The sequence below is a fragment of the Butyricicoccus sp. genome, assembly GCF_977037065.1.
This window is the reverse complement of the sequence record NZ_CDRQNY010000026.1, coordinates 1-24,820: the sequence shown is the minus strand read 5'-3', so window position 1 is coordinate 24,820 and position 24,820 is coordinate 1. Positions and strand designations below refer to the sequence as shown.

Sequence of the window (24,820 nt, the reverse complement as noted above, 5' to 3'; positions counted from 1 at the left end):
AATTAAAAGAATTGGCACTGGACGATTCGGAAACAAATGAAACAGATCTCATGAAAACGGACATTAGTTTTCGGTTATATGTATCTGAGACGGATTATCCGCTTGTCAGTTATGCTAAGAAACTCTGCGACAGGTTGGAACAGGCCGGTTTTTCCGTGGATTTGACGGAGTACAGTAACAACATGCTGCTGTCCAGAGTGATAAGCGGAAAGTATGACGTGTTCTTGGCATCGGATAATTTCATGGATATTACGACGCTTGAGCAGATGGACTACATAATTATGGACAGCGAAGAAATGAGGTGAGTGGGTCTTTTGAGAAAATGGAATACATTTTTGTCTGTTTTGATGCTTCTCATTTTTATGATTCATGGGATCATGGGCAGCTTTATGCTGGTTGGGGTAGGAAGTAGCGCCGGGAAAGTTCTTGCTTGGATTGGAGTCGCGATTCTTGTTGTCCATACCGCCATTGGCATTTTGTTGACGGTTCGGAGCCTGCGAACTGCTAAACAAGCAGGTCAAAAATATCTGAAGCAGAACAATATCTTTTGGGCGAGACGTGCCAGCGGGCTGGCGATACTAATTCTGCTGTTCTTCCACATCGGCTTGTTTGGAAAAGTGCAGAACGGAACATATATTCTGTTCCCTTTTACAACTGTAAAGATGGTAACTCAGCTTTTGTTCGTAGCGGCAATCTTTGTTCATATTTTTATCAATATCCGCCCATTGCTCGTATCACTGGGAATCATCAGTTATAAAGAACGCCGGAACGATATTTACCTGATCCTTTCGGTGCTCCTCCTATTTATTGCTGGAGCAGTCATTTTATACTATATTGGATGGCAGTATCTATGAGTAAGACAATTATTATTATCGGTGCGGGATTGGCGGGGCTTTCAGCGGCTTTGCAAGCGGCGGAAAATGGCTGCAATGTAAAACTGGTTTCTCCATTTCCATCAGAGCGGGCGCAGTCTGTTATGGCGGAGGGCGGTATGAACGCAGCCCTGAATACGAAAGATGAAAACGACAGTCCGAAAGAGCATTTTACAGATACGATAAAAGCTGCCTGCGGTCTGGCGGACCCGAATGCGGTTTGGGGAATGACACAGGCTGCGCCGGAGCTGGTGCATTGGTTGTTAAAACTTGGTGTTCAATTTAATATGAGCGGATATGATGATGTGGATTTGCGGAATTTTGGCGGGCAGAAAAAGAAACGGACTGCCTTTGCACAGAGTGACACCGGGAAGCAGATTATGACCGCTATGATTGACGCTGTTCGTCAAAAAGAAGGGGCTGGTATGGTAGAACGGTTTAGCCACCATTCTTTCCTGACGCTTCGACTGTGCGGCAGTGTTTGCTGTGGTTGTGTAATTAGGGATGAATACAGTCAGGAAATTATGGAATTACCGGGGAATGCGGTCATTGTTGCCTCCGGTGGTATGCACGGATTGTTTGGGAATACAACAGGTTCGCTGTCCAATACGGGAGAAGTAACCGCAGAATTGTTCCGGCTTGGTGTTCCTCTGGCAAATGGTGAAATGATCCAGTATCATCCGACTACTGTGGAATGCGGCGGGAAACGTATGCTTATCAGCGAGGCAGCCAGAGGGGAAGGCGGCAGGCTGTTTGCTCTCAGAAACAATCAGCCGTGGTATTTCATGGAGGAAAAATACCCGGAGCTTGGAAATCTGATGCCCCGTGATATTACCGCCAGAGAAATATGGAAGGTCAGCCATGAATCCGAGGTATTTCTTGATATGACGGAAATATCGAAGGAGGTCATTTCAAATAAGCTGTCTGGCTTAGCAGATGACTGCATGACATATCTGCATAAGGATATTCGGAAGGAACCTGTGCCTGTTTTGCCAGGAATCCACTACTTCATGGGTGGTATTCTTGTGGATGAGCAGCACAGAACGCCGATTCAGAATCTTTACGCTGCCGGAGAATGCTGTGCCCAATATCATGGTGCAAACCGTCTGGGTGGTAATTCCCTGTTGGGCGCATTGTACGGAGGACGTGTTGCGGCAAAGTCAGCCTGCGAACAAGCTGACGGCGTAGTTTTATCTTGTGCGGCGCAGATAGATATTCCACCAGTACAGGAAATTGTGGGAACAAAACAATTAAATCAGGCTATGCAGGATTCTCTTGGGGTTGTTAGAAATGGAAATTCCCTGTTAAAAGGGATTCGGAAAGTGCAGGAACTAAAAGGAACTCTGCCGTTGCTTGGTCTTGCAGTTCTCCAAAGCGCCTTTGCCCGAAAAGAAAGCCGGGGAGCGCACTGGCGGGAGGATTATCCTGAATGCAACAACAGGGATTTTCTCAAAACGACGGTGGCACGATTTGACGGAAAGCAGATACAAATTTCCTTTATGTCTGTTCCAGAGAGGCGGTGATTAACTTGGTATATAAAGTACGGATTCGGCGACAAGAGAATCAGAAATCAGACAGCTATTGGCAGGAATTTGAGTTTGGCGGAAGTGAAAATAGTTCTATTGCCGCTGTCTTAAACGAATTGAATAGTCGTAGCCCACTGACAGATGCATGTGGGAATACGGCTGCTCCTATTGGATGGGAATGCAGTTGTATGGTACGTAAATGCGGAGCGTGTGCCATGCTGATCAACGGACTTCCCCGGCTGGCCTGCTCTACATTTCTGAATATGCTAAAGAGCAGTACCGTTACGCTGGAACCACTCAGTAAGTTTCCTCTTGTCAGGGATCTGATTGTTGACCGGTCATTCCTGTTTGAGAACTTGAAGAAACTAAACCTTTGGTTGGAAAGCGAAGCCTATATGATTGAATTTACACACGAACCGAGGTATCAGTCGGCTCGCTGCCTGATGTGCGGGTGCTGCCTTGAGGTTTGTCCAAACTTTTCTTCAAAGGGTACTTTTGCTGGAGCGGTTGCAGCGGTCAACGCTTTTCGGATTCTGAATGAAGAACAGGAAATAAGCCATCGAAACGATGTTTCAACTCAATATAAGGAAAATTATTTTGAGGGATGCGGGAAATCATTAGCTTGCCATAACATTTGCCCGATTGGTCTACCTGTCGAAGAATTGATCGTGAGGTCAAATTCGGTAGCTATTTGGGGAAGACAGTGAGTATCAAAATGCTGATTAAAAAAACATGATTAACCTACATCTATGGTTTTACCAAAAATAGAGACATATCCTTTGTTTCGGTGTGTTAGCGGTTTTATTATGGACTGGATTCCGTATATGTATACTGTGGCAAAGATACCAAAAACAGGAGTAGTTCTTGTAATGAACCTGTTTGTTGCAGCCGCTTTTCTGGCTTTTGGGGAACTTGCAAATCTGCTGCTTGTCAGTTTGAGTGTTTGCTCTATTTTAGGGGGAATTGTTCGGAAATGGGTCGAATATAAGAATTATAAGTAATCAGCGATTTTGGGAAAAGCAGGCTGAGGCGTTCGGGAAGCGATTTTTGAATTTTGAGCGAATGGGTACAGTTGAAATTTCAAGTAGCAGAGCGCCGAAAAAGTGGTATAATGAACGAGTAAAAGGAAGACAGATGCGAACAAAGCGTGAGTGCAGGCGGTACTTCGCTGTGTATGTCGCGTATGCCAAAGCGTGTGCCAGCAAGTGGATTGTAAACAACAAGGAATCGCAGACTTTTAATCGGGGTCGATTTAACCGCTGTTGAGCGACCGCAGAGGGTCAACAGGGGCTTGCAGACCTTTGTCCGTTCAGGTCATAATTTCCCGACGATGAAGCCGCTGGACTGATTGCGGGCGCACAAGGCAGAATAACCGTGTATACGCGAGATTCTGCAGATAGCTTACACCAAATTACCACAGGCTTGCAGAAAAGGAAGCCTTGGAAATGTACAGATTGAATTTGGGCAATCGACCCGTCGAGAAATCGGCGGGTCTTTTTTGCTCATCGGAGGCGCGGCGGTGTGTTCTTTTCGCAGCCTTGCAGCCGCACAGTGTTTCACGCCAGTATCCCATTTCAACTTGTTTTACAGGAATATTCGCCGCAAAAGCGCTCCGGATACGGCATATAGTCTGTGTTTTTGCCTGTTTTGGCAGGGGAAAAGGCGAAATTCCTTGAAATACCGTCCGCGAAGTGCTATGCTATTCTTATATAATGCCGTTTTGCGGCGAGAAATGAGGAAAAAGAAGGGCAGTCTGTCGGGGAGAGGCGGCTGTCACGGGTAAGGAGAATTGGTTGATGAAAACAAAAAAGCGGAAGCGGGGTCTGTCCTTCCTGCTCGCGGTACTGGTAACAGCGGCATGTCTGCTGACCGGCTGCGGCACACAAAAGAGCGAAGCGCAGGAGGACGCGGAAACCATTCAGGTCTATCTGTGGAACACCACGCTGTACGAAAAATATGCCCCCTATATCCAGTCGCAGCTGCCGGATGTGAATATTGAGTTCATTGTCGGCAACAACGATCTGGATTTTTACAAATTTCTGAACGAGAACGGCGGCCTGCCGGACATCATTACCTGCTGCCGCTTCTCGCTGCATGACGCCGCGCCGCTGAAGGACAGTCTGATGAACCTCGCCACGACCAACGAGGCGGGCGCGGTCTACAACACCTACCTCAACAGCTTCAAAAACGAGGACGGCAGCGTAAACTGGCTGCCGGTCTGCGCGGACGCGCACGGCTTTGTGGTCAACCGCAGTCTGTTCGAGAAATACGGCATTCCGCTGCCCACCGATTACGACAGCTTTGTTTCCGCCTGTCAGGCGTTTGCAAAGCACGGCATCCGCGGCTTTGATGCGGACTATTTCTTCGATTACACCTGCATGGAAACGCTTCAGGGACTTTCTGTCTCCGAGCTTTCCTCGGCGGAAGGCCGCAAATGGCGCACCGCCTACAGCGACCCGGCCAGCACCGAGAAAGTCGGTCTGGATGACACCGTTTGGCCGACCGCATTCAAGAACCTCGAGCAGTTCATCCGCGACACCGGCCTGAACGCCGCTGACCTGACGCTGACCTACGATGACATCATGGACCGGATGCGCAGCGGCGAGCTTGCCATGTTCTTCGGCAGCTCTGCTAATGTTAAAATCCTGCAGGATGAGGGCATTGATACGACCTTCCTGCCGTTCTTTGGGCAGGACGGGCAGCAGTGGCTGATGACCACCCCGTATTTTCAGGTTGCGCTGAGCCGCAATCTCGAGCAGGACAGCAACCGCCGCGACAAGGCGATGCAGGTGCTCCGTGTCATGCTCTCCGAGGAAGCACAGAACCGCATCGTCTATGACGGACAGGACATTCTGAGCTACAGCCAGAACGTCAGCCTCCGTCTGACTGATTATCTTGAGGACGTGCGCCCGGTGGTCGAGCAGAACCATATGTACATCCGCATCGCCTCCAACGATTTCTTCTCGGTCTCCAAGGATGTGGTCTCGCGCATGATCGCAGGAGAATATACGGCAGAGCAGGCGTATCAGGCGTTCAACGCGCAGCTGCTTGCGGATGAGCCTGCCGCGGATACGGCTGTGCTGACCTTGGACAAGGGCTATTCAAACGTTTTCCATGCGGACAGCGGCAATGCCTCCTTCTCCGTAATGGCGAACACGCTGCGCGGCGTGTATGACACCGATGTGCTCATTGCTGCGGCGAACAGCTTTACCGGCAGCGTGCTGGCGGCAGACTACACCGAGAATATGGCTGCCTCTATGATCATGCCGAACGATCTGCGCGCGTATCAGCGCACGATGAACGGTGCGGAGCTGACCGAGACCGTCCGCGCCTTTGTCGAGGGCTGCGAGGGCGGCTTTACGCCGTTCAACCGCGGCTCTCTGCCGGTGGTCAGCGGCATCGCCATCGAGGTCAAGGAGGAAAACGGCGGCTTTACGCTGACCGGGATCACGCGGGACGGCAAACCGCTCCGCGAGGACGAGACCGTAACCGTAACCTGTCTGGCGACGGCGGGCGGCATGGCGCCGCTGCTTGCGGACGAGAGCCGCGCCTTCGAGGGCGGTGACACGAGCGTTCGGGACACCTGGAGCGCGTATGTTTCCGGAGGGAACGCCGTACTGGCGGAGCCGGAAAACTATATTACATTGAGGTAAACGGAAATGGCAGATAAAACACGCGGAAGCAAAATAAAATACCGCTTCCTGAAAAAATGGCGCCGCCCTGCCGCCGCACTGTTGGCTCTGGCGGTGCTGCTCGGCGGCATCTGCTATCGGTATTTCTTGTTTATGTCGCAGACGGTCTATCGGGAGAGTACCTCGCATCTGTCGGAGATCCTGCGTAAATCCGACAATATGCTGAACCATCTGGTCAGCCGAAACCAGATGATTCTGCATCTGTGGAACGATTTTCTGAAAAACGCCTCGAGCGAAGAACAGATCCGTTCCAGTCTGAACGAGATGCAGAAGGAGACCGGCTGCGCCGTCCTCTACTTCCTCGCCTCGGACGGCAGCTGCATGACGCAGGACGGCGAAAAGAGCAGCCTTGGCTCGCAGACCGATCTGGACGCGCTGATTTTTGCCGGAGATGACGTCGTTGTGAATACGGCGCTGCCCGGCAAGCCGCAGATGCTCGTGTTTGCCTGCCCAGAGATGAGCGGCACCTACCGCGGCTTCGCCTATGATGCGATCGCCATCGCCTACTATAATGATACGGTGCTGAGCGCGATCGACAACTCCGCCTTCGAGGGCACGAGCCACAACTATGTTGTCTACCCGGACGGGCGCGTTGTGCTCGACAGCGAGGCTGACGGTGAGAACGGCAGCGAGGAATCGGTCTATAATTTTCTCGCGGAGCTGCGCAGCAGCTCCAATCTGTCCGATAAAGCGTTCGACGCGCTGAGTGACGATTTCGCGCAGGGCAGGGACGGAAGCAAGATGCTGACGCTGCATGGAACCCGGTACTATCTGGTCTACGAGAACACAGGCATCCAGGACTGGATCATGCTCAGCCTTGTCCCGGTCAGCGTTGTTAACGCCAGCATGGATACGCTGTGGCACCGGACGGTCGAGATCGTGACCGCTATTGCGTGCCTGCTTATGGTGCTGCTCATCGCGCTCATCGTGCACAGAAGCCGCGATGCGCTGCGTCGGAGAGATACTGAGATCCTGTACAAGGATGAGCTGTTCACCCGGCTCTCACGCAACGTGGACGACGTTTTCTTCATGCTGGATGCCGAAACCTCCCGCACGGACTATGTCAGCCCGAACATCGAGCGGCTGCTGGGCGTGCCGCTCAAGCAGGTGCAGCAGGACATCCGTGCACTGCGGGCGCTGCACCCGAAGGACTCTCCCGACCACGATAAGAACTTCCTCGCGGGGATTCAGTGCGGCGAGCAGAGCGAATGGGATGCCGATTATGCCCATCAGCAGACCGGTGAGCGCCGCTGGTTCCACATCGTCGCCATGGGCAGCGAGGTCGCAGGCCGGACCAAGTACATCCTCGTGATGTCCGACCGCACGGCTGATCGGAAGATCAATCAGGCGCTTTCCGAGGCGGTTGCGGCCGCCGAAGCCGCCAGCCGCGCCAAGAGCACCTTCCTGTCCAATATGTCGCACGATATCCGCACACCGATGAATGCGATCATCGGCTTTACCACCCTTGCGGTCAGCAATATCGACAATCAGGAACGGGTGAAGGACTATCTGACCAAAACCCTCTCCTCGAGCCGCCACCTGCTCGCGCTCATCAACGATATTCTGGACATGAGCCGCATCGAGAGCGGCAAGCTTCATCTGGAGGAAACCGAGGTCAACCTCGCCGAGATGCTGCACGATATCAAGACCATCGTCAGCGGACAGATATACGCCAAGCAGCTCGAGCTTTATATGGATGCGCTTGACGTTGCCGACGAGGACGTTTACTGTGACCGGACACGTCTGGGACAGATTCTGCTCAACCTGCTGTCCAACGCCATCAAGTTCACGCCGGCGGGCGGCACGGTTTCCGTGCGTATCCGGCAGCTTGCCGGAACCGTGCGCGACTGTGCGCAGTACGAGTTCCGCGTCCGCGACAACGGCATCGGCATGAGTCCGGAGTTCGCGCAGAAGATTTTCGAGCCGTTTGAACGCGAGCGTACCTCCACGGTCAGCCGGATACAGGGAACCGGCCTTGGCATGGCCATCACCCGGAATATCGTCGAGATGATGGGCGGCACGATCAAGGTGCAGACCGAGAAGAACCGAGGCACCGAGTTTATCATCTGCCTGCCGCTGCGCGTGCAGACCGGTAGCCGCCGCGAGGAAAAGATTGCGGAGCTTGCCGGCCTCAAGGCGCTGGTGGTGGACGACGATTTCAACACCTGCGACAGCGTGGCAAAGCTGCTGACCCGTGTGGGAATGCGTGCGGAGTGGACGCTCTCCGGCCGGGAGGCCGTGCTGCGTGCGCGGCAGTCCATCGAGTTGGGCGACCCCTGCCGCGCCTATATCATCGACTGGCGACTGCCGGACATGAACGGCATCGAGGTCACGCGCCAGATCCGCAGCCTGAATGATGACACCCCCATCATCATCCTGACCGCCTACGACTGGTCGGATATCGAAGCGGAGGCAAAGGCGGCAGGCGTGACGGCCTTCTGCTCCAAGCCGATGTTCCTGTCCGACCTGCGCGACACCTTGCTGACAGCCATCGGGCACATGCAGACGGTGGAGGAGCAGGACATCCTGCCCGGGAAAAACGCCGACTTCCGCGGACGGCATATCCTGTTGGTTGAGGATAACGAACTGAACTGTGAGATTGCGATGACAATCCTGCATGAGTACGGTTTTCTGGTCGATACCGCTGAGAACGGCGCGGTCGCGGTGGAAAAGGTCCGCACCGCGGACCCGGGCCGCTATGATCTGGTGCTGATGGATGTGCAGATGCCGGTTATGGACGGCTGCACCGCCACTCGGCGCATCCGTGCGCTGAAGGACCCGGCGCGCGCCGCCGTCCCGATCGTTGCCATGACGGCTAACGTGTTTGAGGAGGAGCGAAAGCGGGCGTTTGACTGCGGCATGAACGGCTTTTTGTCCAAGCCGATCGTGATCGAGGAGCTGATCGACGCCCTGCGGGGCATTATGCACTGACCGCGCCATGCGGATATACAAAACCCGGAGTACCGGCCGAAAACGGCTGACGGTACTCCGGGTTTTTTGGACATGCAGAGGCTGCAGCGCGGTAAAGGATAAAACAGGGAAATAAATGCCGCTGCACCGCAATCTTCGCTTCCTTTTTGGGTCGGGAAATAGTATAATTGTGGTATAGGAAATGGAATGAATAAATTTTACCGAAGGAGGGGCAGAACATGAAAAAGCGATTAAGCATTGCTCTGCTGACCGCACTTCTCGCCATAGTGTTCGCGGCAGGCATTGGCGTTTACAGCAACTACATCGGAATGCAGATCTATCAGGAAAGCTCGAATCATCTGCTCGAAAGCTATGCGCAAATCTCCAAGACCTTCACGCTGTTCGTGCAGCGAAACTGGGTCGTGCTGAGCCAGTGGGATAGCCTGATGAAGAATGCGCAGGAGGATGCGGATATTGACAGCATTTGGTCGGATGCGCAGAGCAACAAGCTGTTGTGGCATTACAGCGACTTCTATCTGTTCAACGAGTGCACGCAGTATCTAACGGTAGATGGGCGAAAGGGCAGCGCCGACAGCATCAACGGCGTTTTTCAGGAGATGTACAGCAAGGGCGAGCCAATCGTCTCCACCTATACGGCAACCTACGGCGTGCCGAAGATCGCGTTTGCGATGCCGTTGAGCCGCAGTCTGACGCTGGACGGCGTGACCTACACCGGTATCGCGGTCAGCTATGACACGGACGTGGTCGATGATCTGGTTGACGGCAGTATGTACGGCGGACAGAGCGACTGCTATGTGGTGCGCTCGAACGGCGATATCGTGCTGGAGCTTGAGCCGCAGACCGAGCTGTGCGAGGGAATGACCAACCTGTACGACCTGTCCGACCATGTTGACTGGAAATATGGCAGCATGGACGATATCGGGGACTGCATTCAGCTTGGCAAGAGCGGAAGCGTGCAGTTCACCTGCGATGGGGCGAGAAACTATCTGGTTGCGATTCCGACCGCGTTTTCGGACTGGTCGCTCGTCGGCATCATCCAGGCGGAAGAGGTGGACGGCGCGCTGTATGACGTGCAGAATTCCTCGCTCATCCTGCTCGGCGCACTCAGTTTTTTCGCTGTCATCATCGTGGTGCTGGCGCTGGGCATGGAGAGCCGGCTGCGCCTTAAGAACGAGGAAATGGAGCGGCTGAACCTCGAGCGCGAAAAGATGAAGAGCGACCGTTTCCTGCAAAGTATGAGTCGCATCGTCGATCGCTATGCGGTCGTCAATCTGGATACCGGACGCTACCGCTATCATGAGCTGCGGTTCGATCAGCCGCTCTATCCGACCTCCGGGCAGTATTTGGAAATGGTCGAAATTATCTCTAAACGCTATGCCGCGCTGACCGATACGGAAAACGCCAAGCTCTCGCGGCTGCTTACGCCGGACTATCTGCGCAGCGTGCTCCGCAAACCGGATGACAATCTCAAAATCGAGTATTGCAGCCGGACGGAGAACGCCTATATGGTGATGACCGTCCTCCCGGTCGAGTGGCACGCGGACGGCACGGTCTCCGTGATCATGCAGGTTGTGCAGGATATCGGGCAGAAGGTCGAGCTGGAAAACATGGCAAACACGGACAGTCTGACCGGCCTGTTCAACGAGCGCTATTTCAGCCGGGTCCTGAACATCTGTGAGGCGAAAAAGCTGCCGTTTGTGCTGTATTACCTCGATCTCGACCGCTTTAAGCCGATAAACGACACCTACGGTCACGCCATGGGAGACCGGCTGCTCAAGGAGATCAGCGCGCGGCTGCTGCGCTGCATCCGCAGCCGGGACTATGCCTTCCGCATCGGCGGCGATGAGTTCGCGCTTATCGTCAGCGCCGATATGGACGAGGAGCAGCGCAGCCGCATGGCCGAGCGCATTCAGACTATGCTCTCTGCGCCCATCGTTATCGAAGGAAAACTGCTTTCTGTCGGCGTCAGCTGCGGCTGCGCCTGCTATCCGGAGGACGGCGACGCTTCGCAGGTGCGCATCACGGCGGACAGCCGCATGTACGCGGAAAAGCAGCATCATCACGAAGACGACCGGACGGAGGAACAGTCATGAAACACAAAACCCTGCGGTGCGCCGCAGAGACAGCCGCCCTGCTGCTGACCGTGGCAATGCTGGCGTTCCTCATTGCCGGACTGCATCAGCACGAGCCGGACAGGGAGCTTTCCACACTCGATACCGGCTGGTATCAGCTGACGGACGGCGTGCGGCGCGAGGTTGCGCTCCCGGTCACGCTTCCGGCCGCGCCGGAACAGACGCTTACCCTGTATAACGACACGCTGACCGCCCGCGATGCCGGAAAGCTGCTGTCCGCGCGCGGTGTGGAATACGGCATCGAAATTCGTGCGGGTGAAACGCTGCTCTATCGCTACGAGGACAACGCCTTTCCGAAAAACACGCAGATGAAGGGCCGCCTGTGGGCGGATGCGGAACTTCCGGACAACATCGGCGGACAGACACTCAGCCTGACCTTTACGCAGCTTTCCGACCGGACCGGCAGGTTTGACGCGCCTCTGCTCGGCTCGGTGCGGAGCATCACCGGCCACCATATCCAGACCTCACTGTTTTCCCTGGTCATGATGCTCGCCATGGTCATCCTCGCCGTGCTGGCGCTGCTGATCTTCTGCTACATGAGCAGCCGCGGCATTCACGAGCGCCGCTTCCTCGATGTGGCGGTCTTTCTGCTGCTGTGCAGCCTGTGGTGCCTGACCGATTCCGCTCTGTATCAGATTTATGGACGGGACACTGCCGCCGGAAGCGTCGTTTCCTTTTACGCCTTTATGCTGATGTCTATCCCAATGGTGCATTTTGTCCGCAACACGGTAAGCGGCAGACAGCAGCTTGTTCCCGATATATGCATTGCGCTGTTCTGCGCCAACGCGCTCGCACAGGGCGCGGCGTACCGGCTTTTCGGCATCCGGTTTATTGATATGCTGCCGCTGACGCACCTGATTCTAGCGGCAGGCGTTGCAGCGATGCTGACCGTGCTGCTCCGGTCGTACCGCGAGCAGCCCTCGCAGCAGCTTCGGCTGCATATTGCGGCGTTTGCCGCACTGGGCGTGTTCGGCGTGGCCGCGCTCGTCCTGTACGGCCTGCTGCACATCTACTGGTACGATGCGATATTCCAGTTTGGCGTGCTGCTGTTCATCATCCTGCTCTTCCGTGAGCTGCTCGGACAGGCGACCGAGGATATGCGCTTTCACATGGAGCACCGTATCAGCCATCTGATGCAGCGCGAGGACCGTATGACCGGTCTGCCGAATCGCCGTGCATTCGAGGAATACATGGAGCGCATCCGCACCGGCGAGGTCGGATGCCGCGACGCGGTGCTGACCTATATCCGGCTGGAGGGCCTGAACGAGCGCAATGACCGCTTCGGCCTTCAGGCAGGAGATGAGGCGGTCATCGCCGCCGCGCGGTGCGTTGCAGACTTTTGCCGTGCGTGCGAGGACGGAGGCGAAAGCGTATCGTGCTTCCGCACCGGCGGAAACGAGTTCGCCCTTATCCGCCCCGAGCCAAGAGCAAATTCGGGGCAGCTGCACCGGCAGTTCAGCGCGATCGTCGCGCGGTACAACCGCACCTGTGCGCCGCGCGCCCGCATCACGATGACCTACGGCTTCAGCCGCCTGTGCGACGAGGACGGAAAATCGCGCAGTATCAGCGCATGGAAGGCGGAGGCGGACGCCTATTTGAAGAGAAATGAAACCAGACTGGGAGGGGACACGGAATGACAACCAATCTACATTATCTGATCGCCGGGATGGCGGTGCTGCTGGTTGTTCTGTGGCAGTATTCTCATCAGCGGCAGATGGATGACCGGAACAGCCTCATGTTCCGCCGCCTGCTGACCGTCGTCAGTCTGGACGTTCTCGCCGAGCTGGTCAGTACATGCTTCATTCTGTACGCTCCGTACAGCTTTGGCGTCGGCCGCATGCTCTCGAACACCGTGTTCTATCTGTTTCAGGCGCTCCTGCCGCTCATGCTGCTGTACTATGTCTGTACACTGTGCTCGAGCCGCGTGATCTCCACCGGAACCGTGCTACGCATGGGCATTCCGACTATCGCTCTGGTCTTTATCATTCTGACCAACCCCTTCACCGAAAAGCTGTTCTATTTCGACAGCACCGGCTACTGCCACGGTCCGTGGTATCTGCTGCTGTATGTCAGCGCCCTGCTGCACATCGCGGCGGCAGCGATTTTTGTCGCGGTGCACCGGGATGCGGTCAGCCGCTGCAATCTGACGGCGCTGCTTGCGGTCTTTTTGCTCGCCGCCTTCGGCATCGCCGCGCAGGCCGTCAATCCCGCGGTGCTGACGACCGGCTTCGGCCTTTCGCTCAGCATTCTCGCAATGTATCTGACCATCAACAATCCCTGCGCGTGCATGGACAGCCTGACCGGACTGAATGACAAGCAGTATCTGCTGCGCCGCATGAACGAGCTGACCGACGCGCACAAGGCTTTTCACATCATAACGGTCTACGCCTACCAGCTTGACCACATGAACAAAGTCTCGGGCGTACAGAGCGGCGACGAATTTCTGCGCCGCGCGGCAGAGCACATGCAGGAGATCGCGGGCAGGAACGTGTTCCGCGTGACAGGCAAGCGGTTTCTGCTGCTGACGTTCTCGCTGCGCGAGTACGAAGCCTGCCTGACGAGTCTGCGGCAGTTGTTCCACACGCAGCCGGATGACGCGCAGGCCGCCCCCTCGCCGGTCATCCTGTGCGGCGTGGTGGGCGCGGAAAAGCTGGGAACGGGCGGTCTTGTGCTGGATTATGCGGAATATCTCGAATCTCTCGCAGCACGCAGCGGCGGGACTGAGGTCATCCAGAACGACCGCAAGAACAGGGACAGCTTTTACTACAACAAGCAGGTCGAGCAGTTCCTGCACCGCGCGATCGACGAGGATCTGTTCGAGGTCTATTATCAGCCGGTCTATTCGCTGCATCAGCAGCGCTTTGTCACCCTTGAGGCGCTCAGCCGCCTGCGGCATCCCACACTCGGCTGGATTTCACCGGATATTTTTATCCGCCTTGCGGAGAAGAACCGCCTTATCAGCCAGATCACCGAGCTTCAGCTGCGGCGCGTCTGCCGTTTTCTGCGCGAAAACCCGGCGCTCCGCGCGAGCATTGCGAACGTCAAGATCAATCTTTCGCCGCTCGATCTCATTCACAGCGATGGCGGAAGCCACCTTATCCGCATTCTGGACGAATACGGTCTGCCGTATTCCTGCTTCCAGTTTGAGATCACCGAGACGGTTGCGACCGAGTATTCCGCGAGCCTGACCCGGGTGGCGGAGAGCTTTCAGGAGGCCGGCATCGGCCTGTGTCTGGATGATTTCGGCTCGGGCTACGCCAACCTGAATACGGTCATGCAGCTGCCGTTCTCGGTCATCAAGCTAGACCGTTCGCTGCTGTTCCACATTTGCACGGACAAAAACGCCGCGCTCTTCTACCAGAGCATCGTATCCGCCTTCTGCCGTCTCGGCTACCGCATCATTGCGGAGGGTGTGGAGACGCAGGAGGAGATGGAGCTGCTGCGGAGCTGGAACGTGGACATGATTCAGGGCTATTATTTCTCCCGTCCTCTGCCGCCGGGCGACCTGCTGCGGCTGCTGACCGAGGAAGCCGTCGAACAGATGTGACCGGGTGCGGCGGACCGCCCCAAAAAATCCGTGAAAAAATTTTTCAGAAGACGGAACCTTTTTAGATGTGCTTCGTCTAATAGAGAGAAAGAGAGCAGATATGCTCTCTTAGAAAGAAGGCTTTTTACATGAAAAAAACACTGATGGTATTTGCATGCACGGCTCTGCTGGCTGCATCGCTTTCGGCCTGCGGCAGCAAGCCCGCCGAAAATACGGATACCGGTACAGCATCGTCTGCGGCGGCTTCGTCCTCGAGCAGCGAACAGCAGCAGGAAAACACGCTCACCGGCTCGCTCGATGAGAAGAAGAACGGCATGTTCGTTGTAACGGATGCCGAGGGTGCCTCCTATGAATTTACCTACGATCCCTCCGATACGCCGAAGGGTCTGGACGATGCCGCAGAGGGCGATTCGGTCACTGTGACTTATACGGGCACGGTATCCGAGGTCGATTCGTTTAACGGCACGGTCGTTTCGGTCGAGAAAGCGGAGGCAGCACAAAATTAAAGACGCGGCTCCTTGCGCAGACTCCGTCGCGCTGCCGCGGCTGCCGCTTGGAAAGAACGCAAAAAATCCCCTGCCGGGGACAGATTTTCTGTCTCCCCGGCAGGGGATTTCGCTTTTCAGGACTTCTGCTCTGCCTTGTCCAGATACATCAGATAATCCGCCTTGCGGATAGCCTCTGTGATCGGATGCACGTCGCAGATGCCGCCGATGCTGACCGAAAGCTGAACATCCGCAAACTCCGACATGCGGATGCCGCGCACGGCCTGCTGAATCTGCTTTTTCTTGTCGAGGAAAGCCTCCTCGGTCATGCGCGGAAACAGCAGCAGGAACTCGTCGCCGCCGTAGCGGATCAGAATATCGGTCTTGCGAATGCAGGAGCGCACCGCGTTTGCAATGTCGCGCAGCGCCGCATCGCCTGCGGCGTGGCCGCAGCGATCGTTGATGAGCTTGAAGTTGTTTACGTCGATCAGCGCCACGCCCTCCATGCCCTCAAGGTGGGTGCGGTAGGTTTCAAAATAACGGCGCGAATAGACGTTGGTCAGCGGGTCGAGGAACAGCTGCATATCCTCGCCGCGCGTGCGGTCAAGCAGAAAACGCGAGCCGTTTGCGTCAATCCAGCGGCCCTCGTTGAGCCGCGAGACCAGCTCGAGCACGCAGGGCGTGCCGTTGATCGTAATATACTTGGCGATGACGAAATACATCTCATTTCGTGTAAATTCGAGCTTGTTGAGCGTAGTATGCTCAGCAAACGCCCGTGCGGAGATGCAGTTGGCGCAGCCCGCATCGTTATCCCAGAACGCGGCGCAGCGCTCGCCTGTGCGGTGCAGAATGCCGTCCGCATCGAGATCGAGCACGGCGTATTTCGTCGGGTCAACCAGACGGACGACATCAAAGACCGTGCTCAGACGCTGGATATCGTCGGTGATCGACGGCTCGTCCGTTACGCTTTTGCCTGTGCAGCGGAAGGGCGCACAGCTGCCCTGTACCTTTTGCGTATCGGTCAGACAGCCGACCACGCCGACATAGTGACCGGGGGAGAACGGCGACCAGAGCGTACGCATCCGGATGTTGTGCCAGTGCTGCTCGTGCCCGACCGGCAGGAGCAGGCTGAGCGAAAGCTCATTGTTCTCGGGTGTTGTGGCTTTGAGGGCGGCTCTTAGCCGCGCAATATCGGCCGGCCGCAGCAGTCGGAGACTGTCCGGTTCATGCACGTTCAGTATCGTGCGCTGCTGCTGCCGCGGACGGCTTTGGTCGGCTATTATGACGATATCGGCGGGAACGTCATACTCAAACTGCACATCGCCGCAGCAGGAGACAAAGAAATCCAGCTTTTCCTTGACATAATCCAGCTCGCGCTGGGCGCGGTCGCTGAGCGGTACATTGCTCTTTTGCAGCAGCTCGGCAGACAGGCGCTTTGCGTCGCGGTGGAGCACCTGATCGGCGGCGAGCGTCGGCAGTGCGCTTCGGAGGCGCATACTGATCTCCTGAAGGCAGTCGAGCAGCATCGGGTTGAACGCGCCGCACTCTCCGTTGAGGATCATGGTGATGGCGGTGTCGTGGCTGTACGCCTTTTTGTAGCAGCGGTCACTGGTCAGCGCGTCAAATACGTCCGCCAGTGCGACCACCTGCGCCGAGATCGGGATCTGTTCACCGAGCAGACCATCCGGATAGCCGCCGCCGTCCCAGCGCTCGTGGTGCCAGCGGCAGATCTCGATAGCGACCTTGACCAGCGGCTCATCGCGGTATTGCGTCAGTCCCTCGAGCATGGATGCGCCGACGGCGGGATGGGTGCGGATGATGTTGAATTCCTCGGGCGTCAGTGCGCCCACCTTGTTCAGAATGCTCTCGGGGATGCTGATCTTGCCGATGTCGTGCAGGGCGGACGCGGTGGTGATGAGGCGGATCTTTTCCTCGGTCAGACCGTATACATCGGTCTTTTCGGCCAGCTTGCGCAGCAGCATTTCGGTCACGGTCTGCACCTGAAGCACATGCTGTGCGCTCTCACTGTTGCGGAACTCGACAATATGACTGAGGATGCCGATCATGACATGGCTGTTCTTCTCGTTCCGATAGATTTGGTCGGAGACCATGTCCATCAGCCGCTTCTGGTTGGCGTAGAGCGTGAGCGTGTTTTTGACGCGGCGCTGCACAATGAAGGAGTCGAACGGACGGCGGATATAGTCGGTAATGCCAAGACTGTAACAGCGTTCGATAACCGCACGGTCCTCGGCGGCGGAGATCATGATGACTGGCAGCTCCTCAATCCAGCGGAACTGATTCATGCGCTCGAGCACGCCGAAGCCGTCAATTTTCGGCATATTGATATCCAGCAGCAGCAGGTCGATGTGCATATCCTGCTGGATCATGAGGAGGGCCTGCGCGCCGTCCTCTGCCTCTGCGTAGTCATATTCCTCACCGAGAATCGCCTTGAGCATTTCTCGGTTGAGCTCTGAGTCATCAACAATCAGAATTTTCTGTCGGTTCATAGTCGTTCGACCGCAGCCGGGTCGCTCTCCCTCCCTTTGTTTACCGGAATTTGACCGGTTGCACAATTATATTATACTACCAATGCGATGCAGAATAAAGGAAAACTTCCGTCAGCGCCAACGGCGGAAATTTCTGTTGTGCAGGAGCGCGGCAGCATGTTATAATAAAAAATAAATTGTGCCGACCTGCGGCACAGACAACGAACAAGAGAGAGGACACCATCATCGGTATGAACAGACACAAACGGGTAAAATGCGCTCTGGCGCTTTTGACCATGCTGACGGCGGGTCTGCTGTCCGGCTGCGCCTCGGAGGCGGCATCCGACAGCACACTTCCGACGATTACCGTCGGCAGCGACACCTATCCGCCTTATGTTTATATGGATAATAACGGCGACATTACCGGTCTGGACGTGGATATTGCGGAGGAGGCATTCCGCCGCATGGGATACCGCGCGGAATTCACCACGATCGACTGGGAACAAAAGACCGAGCTGGTCGATAACGGAGAAATCGACTGCATATGGGGCTGCTTTTCCATGGACGGCCGCGAGAACGATTATCAGTGGGCGGGACCGTATCTGGTGAGCCGTCAGGTCATTGCCGTCGGCGCGCAGAGCGGCATCGAGCAAATGAGCGATCTTGCCGGAAAGACCATCGCGGTGCAGGCTACCGGCAAGCCGGAGGCGATCTTTCTGAGCGGAGGCGAAAACGTCCCGGCCTTCCGAAATGTCATCAGCCTCGCTGACCGCGGGGTGCAGTATGCCATGCTGGACTGCGGCTATGTGGACGCAGTAGCAGGACACGAGGAGGCTATCCGGCAGTATATGAAGGACTACGGCGCGAACTTCCGCATTCTGGATGAACCGCTGCTGACGACCGGCATCGGCGTGGCATTTTCCAGGCACGACACACGCGGTCTTGCGGCGCAGCTGACCGAGGTTGTCGCGCAGATGCGCGAGGACGGCAGCATGGAACAGCTGGTCGGAAAATATCTCGAGGTCCCCGCGCACAGTCTGGAGGTGGAGCAGCTTGAACAATAATTCCCGACGCATTGTCTTACGAAGGACGTTCTGGTGCCTGTGCTTCGCAGCGGGGCTTTTGTTCCTCAGCGCGGTATTCCTGCTGTCCCGGCACGCGGATATGCGGGACTGCGAGCAGCGCATGACCGAACTGATCGACTTTGTAAAGGAGCAGTCCTCCTCCTATGTGCAGTATAACGAGACCGCCGTAGCCAAGGCGCTCGTGCGCGGAACGACCGCCGTTCAGGAGCTGGAGGGCGTGACGCTTGACTGCGGCGAGGACGAGCTGCGGCAGTATGCGGAGCGGCTGGGGCTGACCGGCATTTCGGTGCTGGATGCGAACGGCAGGCTGGTCTGCGAGTACAGCACGGACGGCATCGGCTATACCCGCCTGCAAACCGATTTGGAAGCCGAGCGCGTGCTCGCTGTGATCGGTCATCCGCAGAGCACCTATGTTCGGCGCGTGCAGCTGACCGACGGCTCGTTTGCAGACGTTGCCGTGCGCAGCTGTTCGGACGACCGCGGCGCGGTGCTTGGCTGGCGGCACACCGGGGCGGCGTTCGCAAAGAAATCCGTGCTCTCCGTGCAGAATCTGCTCGACGGCTACGACGCCGAGACCACGGGAACCGTGCTCCTGTCGGACGGCAACCGCGTAACCGCGTCGGACGATCTGTCCCTCATCGGTACGGATACCACGGAAAATGAGCTGCTCCGCCGCATCCGCTCGAGCGGCCATGCCGACCGGCTAGTCTATGCCGGACGCAGGGGACTGACCCGATACTACGGCATGTACAGCCACGGGCGCAACTTCTACTACTATATATATGTCCCGGGCAGACTGCTCTACACGAACACGCCGGTCAATTTGGCTGTGTCGTTCCTCGCCTGTGCGATCGTTCTGACGCTGCTTCTGTTTGTGCACCGAGGCACGGAAAAGAGCTTCCTCCAGCAGCAGAAAACGCTCGAAAAGGAATATCAGACCTCGCTTGAGCAAAAAAACGCCGAGCTTGAACGCGCTATCCGTCAGGAAACGGCGGCAAACCGCGCCAAGCGCGAATTTCTGTTCAATATGTCGCACGACATCCGCACGCCGATGAACGCGATCATCGGCTTCACCTCGCTTGCGGCCACCCATATCGACAACCGCGAGCAGGTGCTCGACTACCTGAAAAAGACCGCAACGGCGAGCCAGCATCTGCTCTCGCTTATTAACGATGTGCTCGATATGAGCCGCATCGAGAGCGGCAAGGTCTCGCTCGAGCTGCGCCCGGTGCAGCTGCCCGAGCTTGTGCACGACCTGCGCGATATCATCCAGCCGAGCATCACAGCCAAGCGCATCTCGCTTTTCATCGACATGGTCGATGTGGAGGACGAGAATGTGGTTGCCGACCCTATGCGCCTCAATCAGATCATGCTCAACATCCTGTCCAATGCCATTAAGTTCACCCCGGTAGGCGGCATGATCACCCTGCGCATCGTTCAGAAGCAGACCGCGCCGCATGGCAGTGCGGACTATGAATTCCATATCCGTGATACCGGCATCGGCATGAGCTCGGCGTTTCAGGAGCATATCTTCGAGCAGTTTGCGCGCGAGGAGACCTCGACCGTGAGCAAAATTCAGGGAACCGGTCTTGGCATGGCGATTACGAAAAATCTGGTCGATATGATGGGCGGCAGTATTTCGGTCGAGAGCGAGCCGGGGAAGGGCTCGGAATTCACGGTTTCCCTGCGCTTTTCCATCAGCGGAGAGCAGGCCGCGCCGCAGTGTATCCCGCAGCTTGAGGGTCTGCGCGCGCTCGTGGCGGATGACGACACCGACACCTGTCGGAACGTCAGCAAAATGCTGCGCATGATCGGCATGCGGTCGGACTGGACAACCTCGGGACATGAGGCTGTTGTCCGTACGCAGGATGCGATCGAGCAGGGCGACGGCTTCGATGTCTTTATCATCGACTGGATGATACCCGATCTGAACGGCCTTGAGGTCGTGCGCCGCATTCGCAGGCTGATTGGCAGCAATACCCCGATCATCATCCTGACCGCCTACGACTGGGCGGATATCGAGGTTGAGGCAAAGGCTGCAGGCGTGACTGCGTTCTGCGCCAAGCCGCTGTTCATGTCCGAGCTGCGCCGCATACTGGCTGAGCCGTTTCTTCCGGAAGAGGCTGCGGAACAGACGGAGAAAACGGCAGATTTCGCCGGAAAACGGCTGCTGGTCGTCGAGGATAACGCCCTCAACCGCGAAATCGCGGTGACGATGCTCGAGGAAGGCGGGTTCGAGGTGGACACGGCGGAAAACGGAAAGGTTGCGGTAGACAAGGTGCGCGAGAGCGCGCCCGGGTACTATGATCTGGTGCTGATGGACATTCAGATGCCGATCATGGACGGCTATGCGGCCGCGCGTGCCATCCGCGCTCTGCCGGATGCCGAAAAGGCGGGTCTGCCCATTGTCGCCATGACGGCGAACGCCTTTGACGAGGACAGGCAGAACGCAGAGAAGGCAGGCATGAACGGCCATCTTTCCAAGCCGTTCGATATGCAGCAGCTGCTCGCGATGCTCCGGGAGAAGCTGTCGCCGTAACGCTTTCATTTTCATCGCGTTATTCGATAATGAAGCCGCCGGATCAGACTGAATAGGAAACGCAGGAAGCGTCCGTTTGGGATGCCTTCCTGCGTTTTTCTTTGCACACCGCCGGTGCGGCGTTTTTTTACCTTTTCTGCCCAGAAAAGGTTTACATTGCTTATCAATTGGCTTATGATAAAATCTGACAAAGGAGGTGGGCCTGTGCACGGAGTACGTCAATGGTGGGTGCGTCTGTCCATTCTGCACAAGGCGATCGTGCTGAGCTGTGCATTCATCATTCCCATTCTGCTGGTGGTGGGACTGTTAATGAACGATTTTTACGATTACCGCGAGAAAAGCGATGATATCCTGTCCGAATATGCACGCTGCACGGACTACATGAACGCCATGGAGCAGGAAAATGCGCTTCTGGGCGAGCTGACGTTTGCGGCGCCCGAGTCCGATACGATCGACAAATATGCGGACGCCGTGCAGGACACCGCCTCTGCGTGGGTGCGGCTGCGCAGCGCAGAGACCGACGGCAGCACGCAGAGCGAGGTGCTTAAGCAGGTCATCGACCGCACGATGAAAAGCTATCGTGTCCGTCAGGAGACGTTCATCGCACAGCTGCATGACGGCACATTTGACGCGGTGAACTACGAAGCTCTGCGTACACAGGGCAGCTATCTGACACAATACACCGATCAGCTGACGGCGGCGTTTCTGATGGAGGGACGCGAGGGCTATCTGGTCCTCGGTCAGCGGGGGACCTCACAGAACATGGTATTTACCATCGTAGCCGCGATCGGCAGCGTGCTGTTTGCAGGCGCGATGCTGTACTACGCACGCAGCCTGCTGCTGCCGGTACAGCAGATGAGCCGCGGTGCACACCGCGTCGCGGATGGCGAATACGACATTGAGGACTTTAACTTTGCACGCTCGGACGAGATCGGTATGCTCGCCGACTCGTTCAACCATCTCAAGCACCAGATCGCGCGGACGATCCACGCACTGGAAAGCGAAGCACAGCTGGAAAAATCCCTGCGTCAGCAGGAGAGCGAGGCAGCACGCCTGCGGCAGCTGATCGAGCAGAGCCGCTTTGCGCAGCTGCAGAGCCAGATCAATCCGCATTTTCTGTTCAACACGCTGCAGAGCGTGGCCAATATGGCCGGAATCGAGCAGGCGACCGTCACCGGCGACATGGTGGTGCGGCTGGCGAACTTCTTCCGCTACACGCTCGACCATGACGACAGCGTGGTAACACTTGACCGCGAGCTTGCGCTGCTGCGCGACTACATTTCCCTGCAGGAGCTGCGGTTCGGTGAACGTATTTCGTTCGAGATGAACTGTGACAGCCGCTGTGCGGCCTGTGAACTGCCGAAATTCACACTGCAGCCGATCGTGGAAAACTCTATCGTACATGGTATGCGCAGCCGCAGTGCGGGCGGCCGCATCCGCATTGTCACTGAGAGCACACCGAATGGCTGCCGCATCCAGATTACGGACAACGGCGGCGGCTTCTCGCGCAGCAAAATGAAACAGAACACCGCCGAGGGACACCGGTCCATCGGCCTGCAGAATATCGCGGGACGCATTGCGCTGTCCGGCGGCAGCTTCCGCATTGTCAGCTGTCCCGGATTGGGCACGACAGCCCGCATCATACTGCCCATGAAAGGGGAAGAGTATATATGTTAAAGGTACTGATCGCGGAGGACGAACCGCTGAGTCTGCAGAATCTGAGCGGACAGATGCGCGATTTGCTTGGCGCGGATGCACTCATCGAGGGAGTTGCGAACGGACGGGAGGCGGTTGAACGCGCCCGTCAAATTCAGCCGCAGCTGGTACTGATGGATATTGAAATGCCGGTGATGAACGGCCTTGATGCGGCAGCAATCATCCACAAAGCCATGCCGGAAACCCATATTGTATTCCTGACTGCCTTCGACCGCTTCGACTACGCCGTAGGCGCCATGCGGGCCGGCGGAACGGATTATCTGGTCAAGCCGTTTGACAGCGCACAGATTACCGCCTGCCTGCGCAAGCTGAATCTGCTGCCGGAAAGCCGTCCGGCGGTATGCGGGGACAAGCCAGGAAATACGTTCTGCACCCAGTTTTCCGTGTGGCTGGAGCATCATTACATGCAGGATGTGTCGCTTGATCAGGCGGCAGAAGCGATGGGCATGAGTTCGTTCTACTTCTCACGCTTTTTTCGCACCTCGTATAACCAGACCTTCCTTGAATACTTGACCGCCTACCGTATCGACCGTGCGGTTGAGCTGCTGCAGCAGACTGATATTCCGGTACGGGAAATCGCTGTTCGGGTCGGCTACACGGATGCAAACTACTTCACGAAGGTGTTCAAGCGGCATTTGGGCGTAACGCCTACCGAGTACCGCAATCATAACGCAAACTGAACGATCCGCGCGGCAGGATTTACGGAATTTATACGGAAAATTTACTATTTCCTCCAAAATGTTTATGCAAATGTCATAAAATAGAATGTGAAAATTTTCAGTGTGCTGTGATTTTACCTGTCTACCGCAAGTATTTACGATGTTGCCGAAACTGGTCACCCTATATAATAGGAGATGGAAAGATGAATAAACGCTTTCGGTGTGTGATCGCCGGATGGCTGCTGCTCATGCTCTGTGCATGTACCGGCGGCACGGACGAGCCGCATATCCGCTATTACCGCCTTGCCGGCGGGCAGAGCGAAAACTACCTCGCCAATCAGGCGTGTCAGCGCTTCTGCGACATGGTGCGCAGGGAAACGGACGGCGCGATACAAATTCTGCCGAGCTTTGATAACGAGCTTGGCACCGATGCATCCGCACTTGAGCAGTGCGTGTACGGCGGCATTGATTTTGTACGCACGCCAATCTCGTCTGCCGCAGCGTATGCACCGCAGCTTGCGGCGCTGCAGCTGCCGTACGAGTACACCTCGGACAAGCACCTGTTCCGGGTGCTGGACGGTGCAGTCGGTCAGCAGGTGATGGCCTCGCTCGAGGACAAGGGCCTTACCGGTTTAAGCTATTTTTATGCCGGTTACCGGTGCTTTTTCACGACAGGAAAGGCGATCACCTCACTCGATGACATGAAGGACCTGCGGCTCGGCACCGAGGATTCCTCGCAGATGAAGCAGGTCATTCCGATGTGGGGCGCCGAGGCGGTGACGCTGCCGCCGGATGAGATTGCGCTCGCGCTCCGCACTGACCGGATTGACGGCGCCGAGAGCACGCTGCCTACCTATGTGGACAGCGGCTACTATCAGCTTGCACCATACTGGACGTACGACCGACATTCCTACAACGCGGATGTGCTGGTCGCGTCCTCGGAAACGTGGGAAACGTTCTCACAGGAGGAGCAGACCATCATTGAGCGATGCGCCGCTGAGGCGGCTTCGTGGCAGCGCGACCACTGGCAGAGCGCAGAGGTTCGAGCAATGCTGCATGCATCCCGCAGCGGCTGCTACATGGCGCTGCTCGATGAGGAGCAGGCCGAAAAGTTCCGTGCAGCGGTGCAGCCGATTTACGAACACCTTTC

At 56.4% G+C, this 24,820-nt stretch carries 17 protein-coding genes; 16 read left to right on the top strand and 1 reads right to left on the bottom strand.

All coding sequences use genetic code 11. The annotated features are described in order from the left end of the window. The 11 genes from ACWVX6_RS09020 to ACWVX6_RS08970 all read left to right on the top strand — a co-directional run. The coding region (locus ACWVX6_RS09020; protein WP_455152957.1) for a DUF6921 family protein at positions 1–305 on the top strand (305 nt) is incomplete at its 5' end. A 9-nt stretch (positions 306–314) separates the two neighbouring features. After that, positions 315–854: a pilus assembly protein PilX gene (locus ACWVX6_RS09015; protein ID WP_110436409.1), complete on the top strand. Its 540-nt coding sequence runs from the start codon at positions 315–317 to the stop codon at positions 852–854. Beyond that, positions 851–2,395 carry an FAD-dependent oxidoreductase gene (locus ACWVX6_RS09010; protein ID WP_455152956.1) on the top strand — a complete coding sequence of 515 codons (1,545 nt, stop codon included), beginning with the start codon at positions 851–853 and terminating at the stop codon, positions 2,393–2,395. Before ACWVX6_RS09015 ends, ACWVX6_RS09010 begins: the two co-directional genes overlap by 4 nt. Beyond that, on the top strand, positions 2,392–3,105 hold the full coding sequence (locus ACWVX6_RS09005; RefSeq protein WP_442861181.1) for a 2Fe-2S iron-sulfur cluster-binding protein: 714 nt from the start codon (positions 2,392–2,394) through the stop codon (positions 3,103–3,105). The genes ACWVX6_RS09010 and ACWVX6_RS09005 overlap by 4 nt, the downstream gene beginning before the upstream one ends. A gap of 42 nt (positions 3,106–3,147) precedes the next feature. Then, positions 3,148–3,399 (top strand): MptD family putative ECF transporter S component, encoded by a 252-nt coding sequence (locus tag ACWVX6_RS09000; protein WP_118760362.1) that lies wholly within the window; start codon positions 3,148–3,150, stop codon positions 3,397–3,399. A 795-nt stretch (positions 3,400–4,194) separates the two neighbouring features. Continuing rightward, entirely contained in the window at positions 4,195–6,051 is a 1,857-nt protein-coding gene (locus ACWVX6_RS08995) for an ABC transporter substrate-binding protein (protein ID WP_455152955.1), read from the top strand. Between the two features lie 6 nt (positions 6,052–6,057). Further along, a complete protein-coding gene (locus ACWVX6_RS08990; RefSeq protein ID WP_455152954.1) occupies positions 6,058–9,021 on the top strand; it encodes a response regulator in 2,964 nt (987 codons plus the stop codon). Between the two features lie 218 nt (positions 9,022–9,239). Beyond that, entirely contained in the window at positions 9,240–11,114 is a 1,875-nt protein-coding gene (locus ACWVX6_RS08985; protein WP_455152953.1) for a diguanylate cyclase, read from the top strand. Continuing rightward, positions 11,111–12,790, top strand: coding sequence for a diguanylate cyclase domain-containing protein (locus ACWVX6_RS08980; RefSeq protein ID WP_455152952.1), 1,680 nt, complete (start codon positions 11,111–11,113; stop codon positions 12,788–12,790). The genes ACWVX6_RS08985 and ACWVX6_RS08980 overlap by 4 nt, the downstream gene beginning before the upstream one ends. After that, positions 12,787–14,700, top strand: a complete 1,914-nt coding sequence (locus tag ACWVX6_RS08975) for a GGDEF domain-containing phosphodiesterase (RefSeq protein ID WP_455152951.1) — start codon at positions 12,787–12,789, stop codon at positions 14,698–14,700. The genes ACWVX6_RS08980 and ACWVX6_RS08975 overlap by 4 nt, the downstream gene beginning before the upstream one ends. A gap of 128 nt (positions 14,701–14,828) precedes the next feature. Next, complete coding sequence (locus ACWVX6_RS08970) at positions 14,829–15,206, top strand: hypothetical protein (RefSeq protein WP_455152950.1); 378 nt, start codon at positions 14,829–14,831, stop codon at positions 15,204–15,206. Positions 15,207–15,322: 116 nt separating this feature from the next. Here ACWVX6_RS08970 and ACWVX6_RS08965 read toward each other — a convergent pair whose 3' ends face one another. Further along, positions 15,323–17,692, bottom strand: a complete 2,370-nt coding sequence (locus ACWVX6_RS08965) for an HD domain-containing phosphohydrolase (RefSeq protein ID WP_455152949.1) — start codon at positions 17,690–17,692, stop codon at positions 15,323–15,325. Positions 17,693–17,922: 230 nt separating this feature from the next. Here ACWVX6_RS08965 and ACWVX6_RS08960 point away from each other — a divergent pair, with 230 nt between their 5' ends. The 5 genes from ACWVX6_RS08960 to dctP form a co-directional block, all read left to right on the top strand. Further along, positions 17,923–18,735 (top strand): substrate-binding periplasmic protein, encoded by an 813-nt coding sequence (locus ACWVX6_RS08960; protein ID WP_117489432.1) that lies wholly within the window; start codon positions 17,923–17,925, stop codon positions 18,733–18,735. Further along, positions 18,725–21,295, top strand: coding sequence for a response regulator (locus ACWVX6_RS08955; RefSeq protein WP_455152948.1), 2,571 nt, complete (start codon positions 18,725–18,727; stop codon positions 21,293–21,295). The genes ACWVX6_RS08960 and ACWVX6_RS08955 overlap by 11 nt, the downstream gene beginning before the upstream one ends. Before the next feature lie 204 nt (positions 21,296–21,499). Continuing rightward, on the top strand, positions 21,500–22,972 hold the full coding sequence (locus ACWVX6_RS08950) for a histidine kinase (protein WP_455152947.1): 1,473 nt from the start codon (positions 21,500–21,502) through the stop codon (positions 22,970–22,972). Continuing rightward, the gene (locus ACWVX6_RS08945) at positions 22,966–23,691 is read left to right on the top strand and encodes a response regulator transcription factor (RefSeq protein WP_118480357.1); all 726 of its coding nucleotides are present in this window, start codon (positions 22,966–22,968) and stop codon (positions 23,689–23,691) included. The genes ACWVX6_RS08950 and ACWVX6_RS08945 overlap by 7 nt, the downstream gene beginning before the upstream one ends. Positions 23,692–23,873: 182 nt before the next feature. After that, the coding region (gene dctP / locus ACWVX6_RS08940; protein WP_455152946.1) for a TRAP transporter substrate-binding protein DctP at positions 23,874–24,820 on the top strand (947 nt) is incomplete at its 3' end.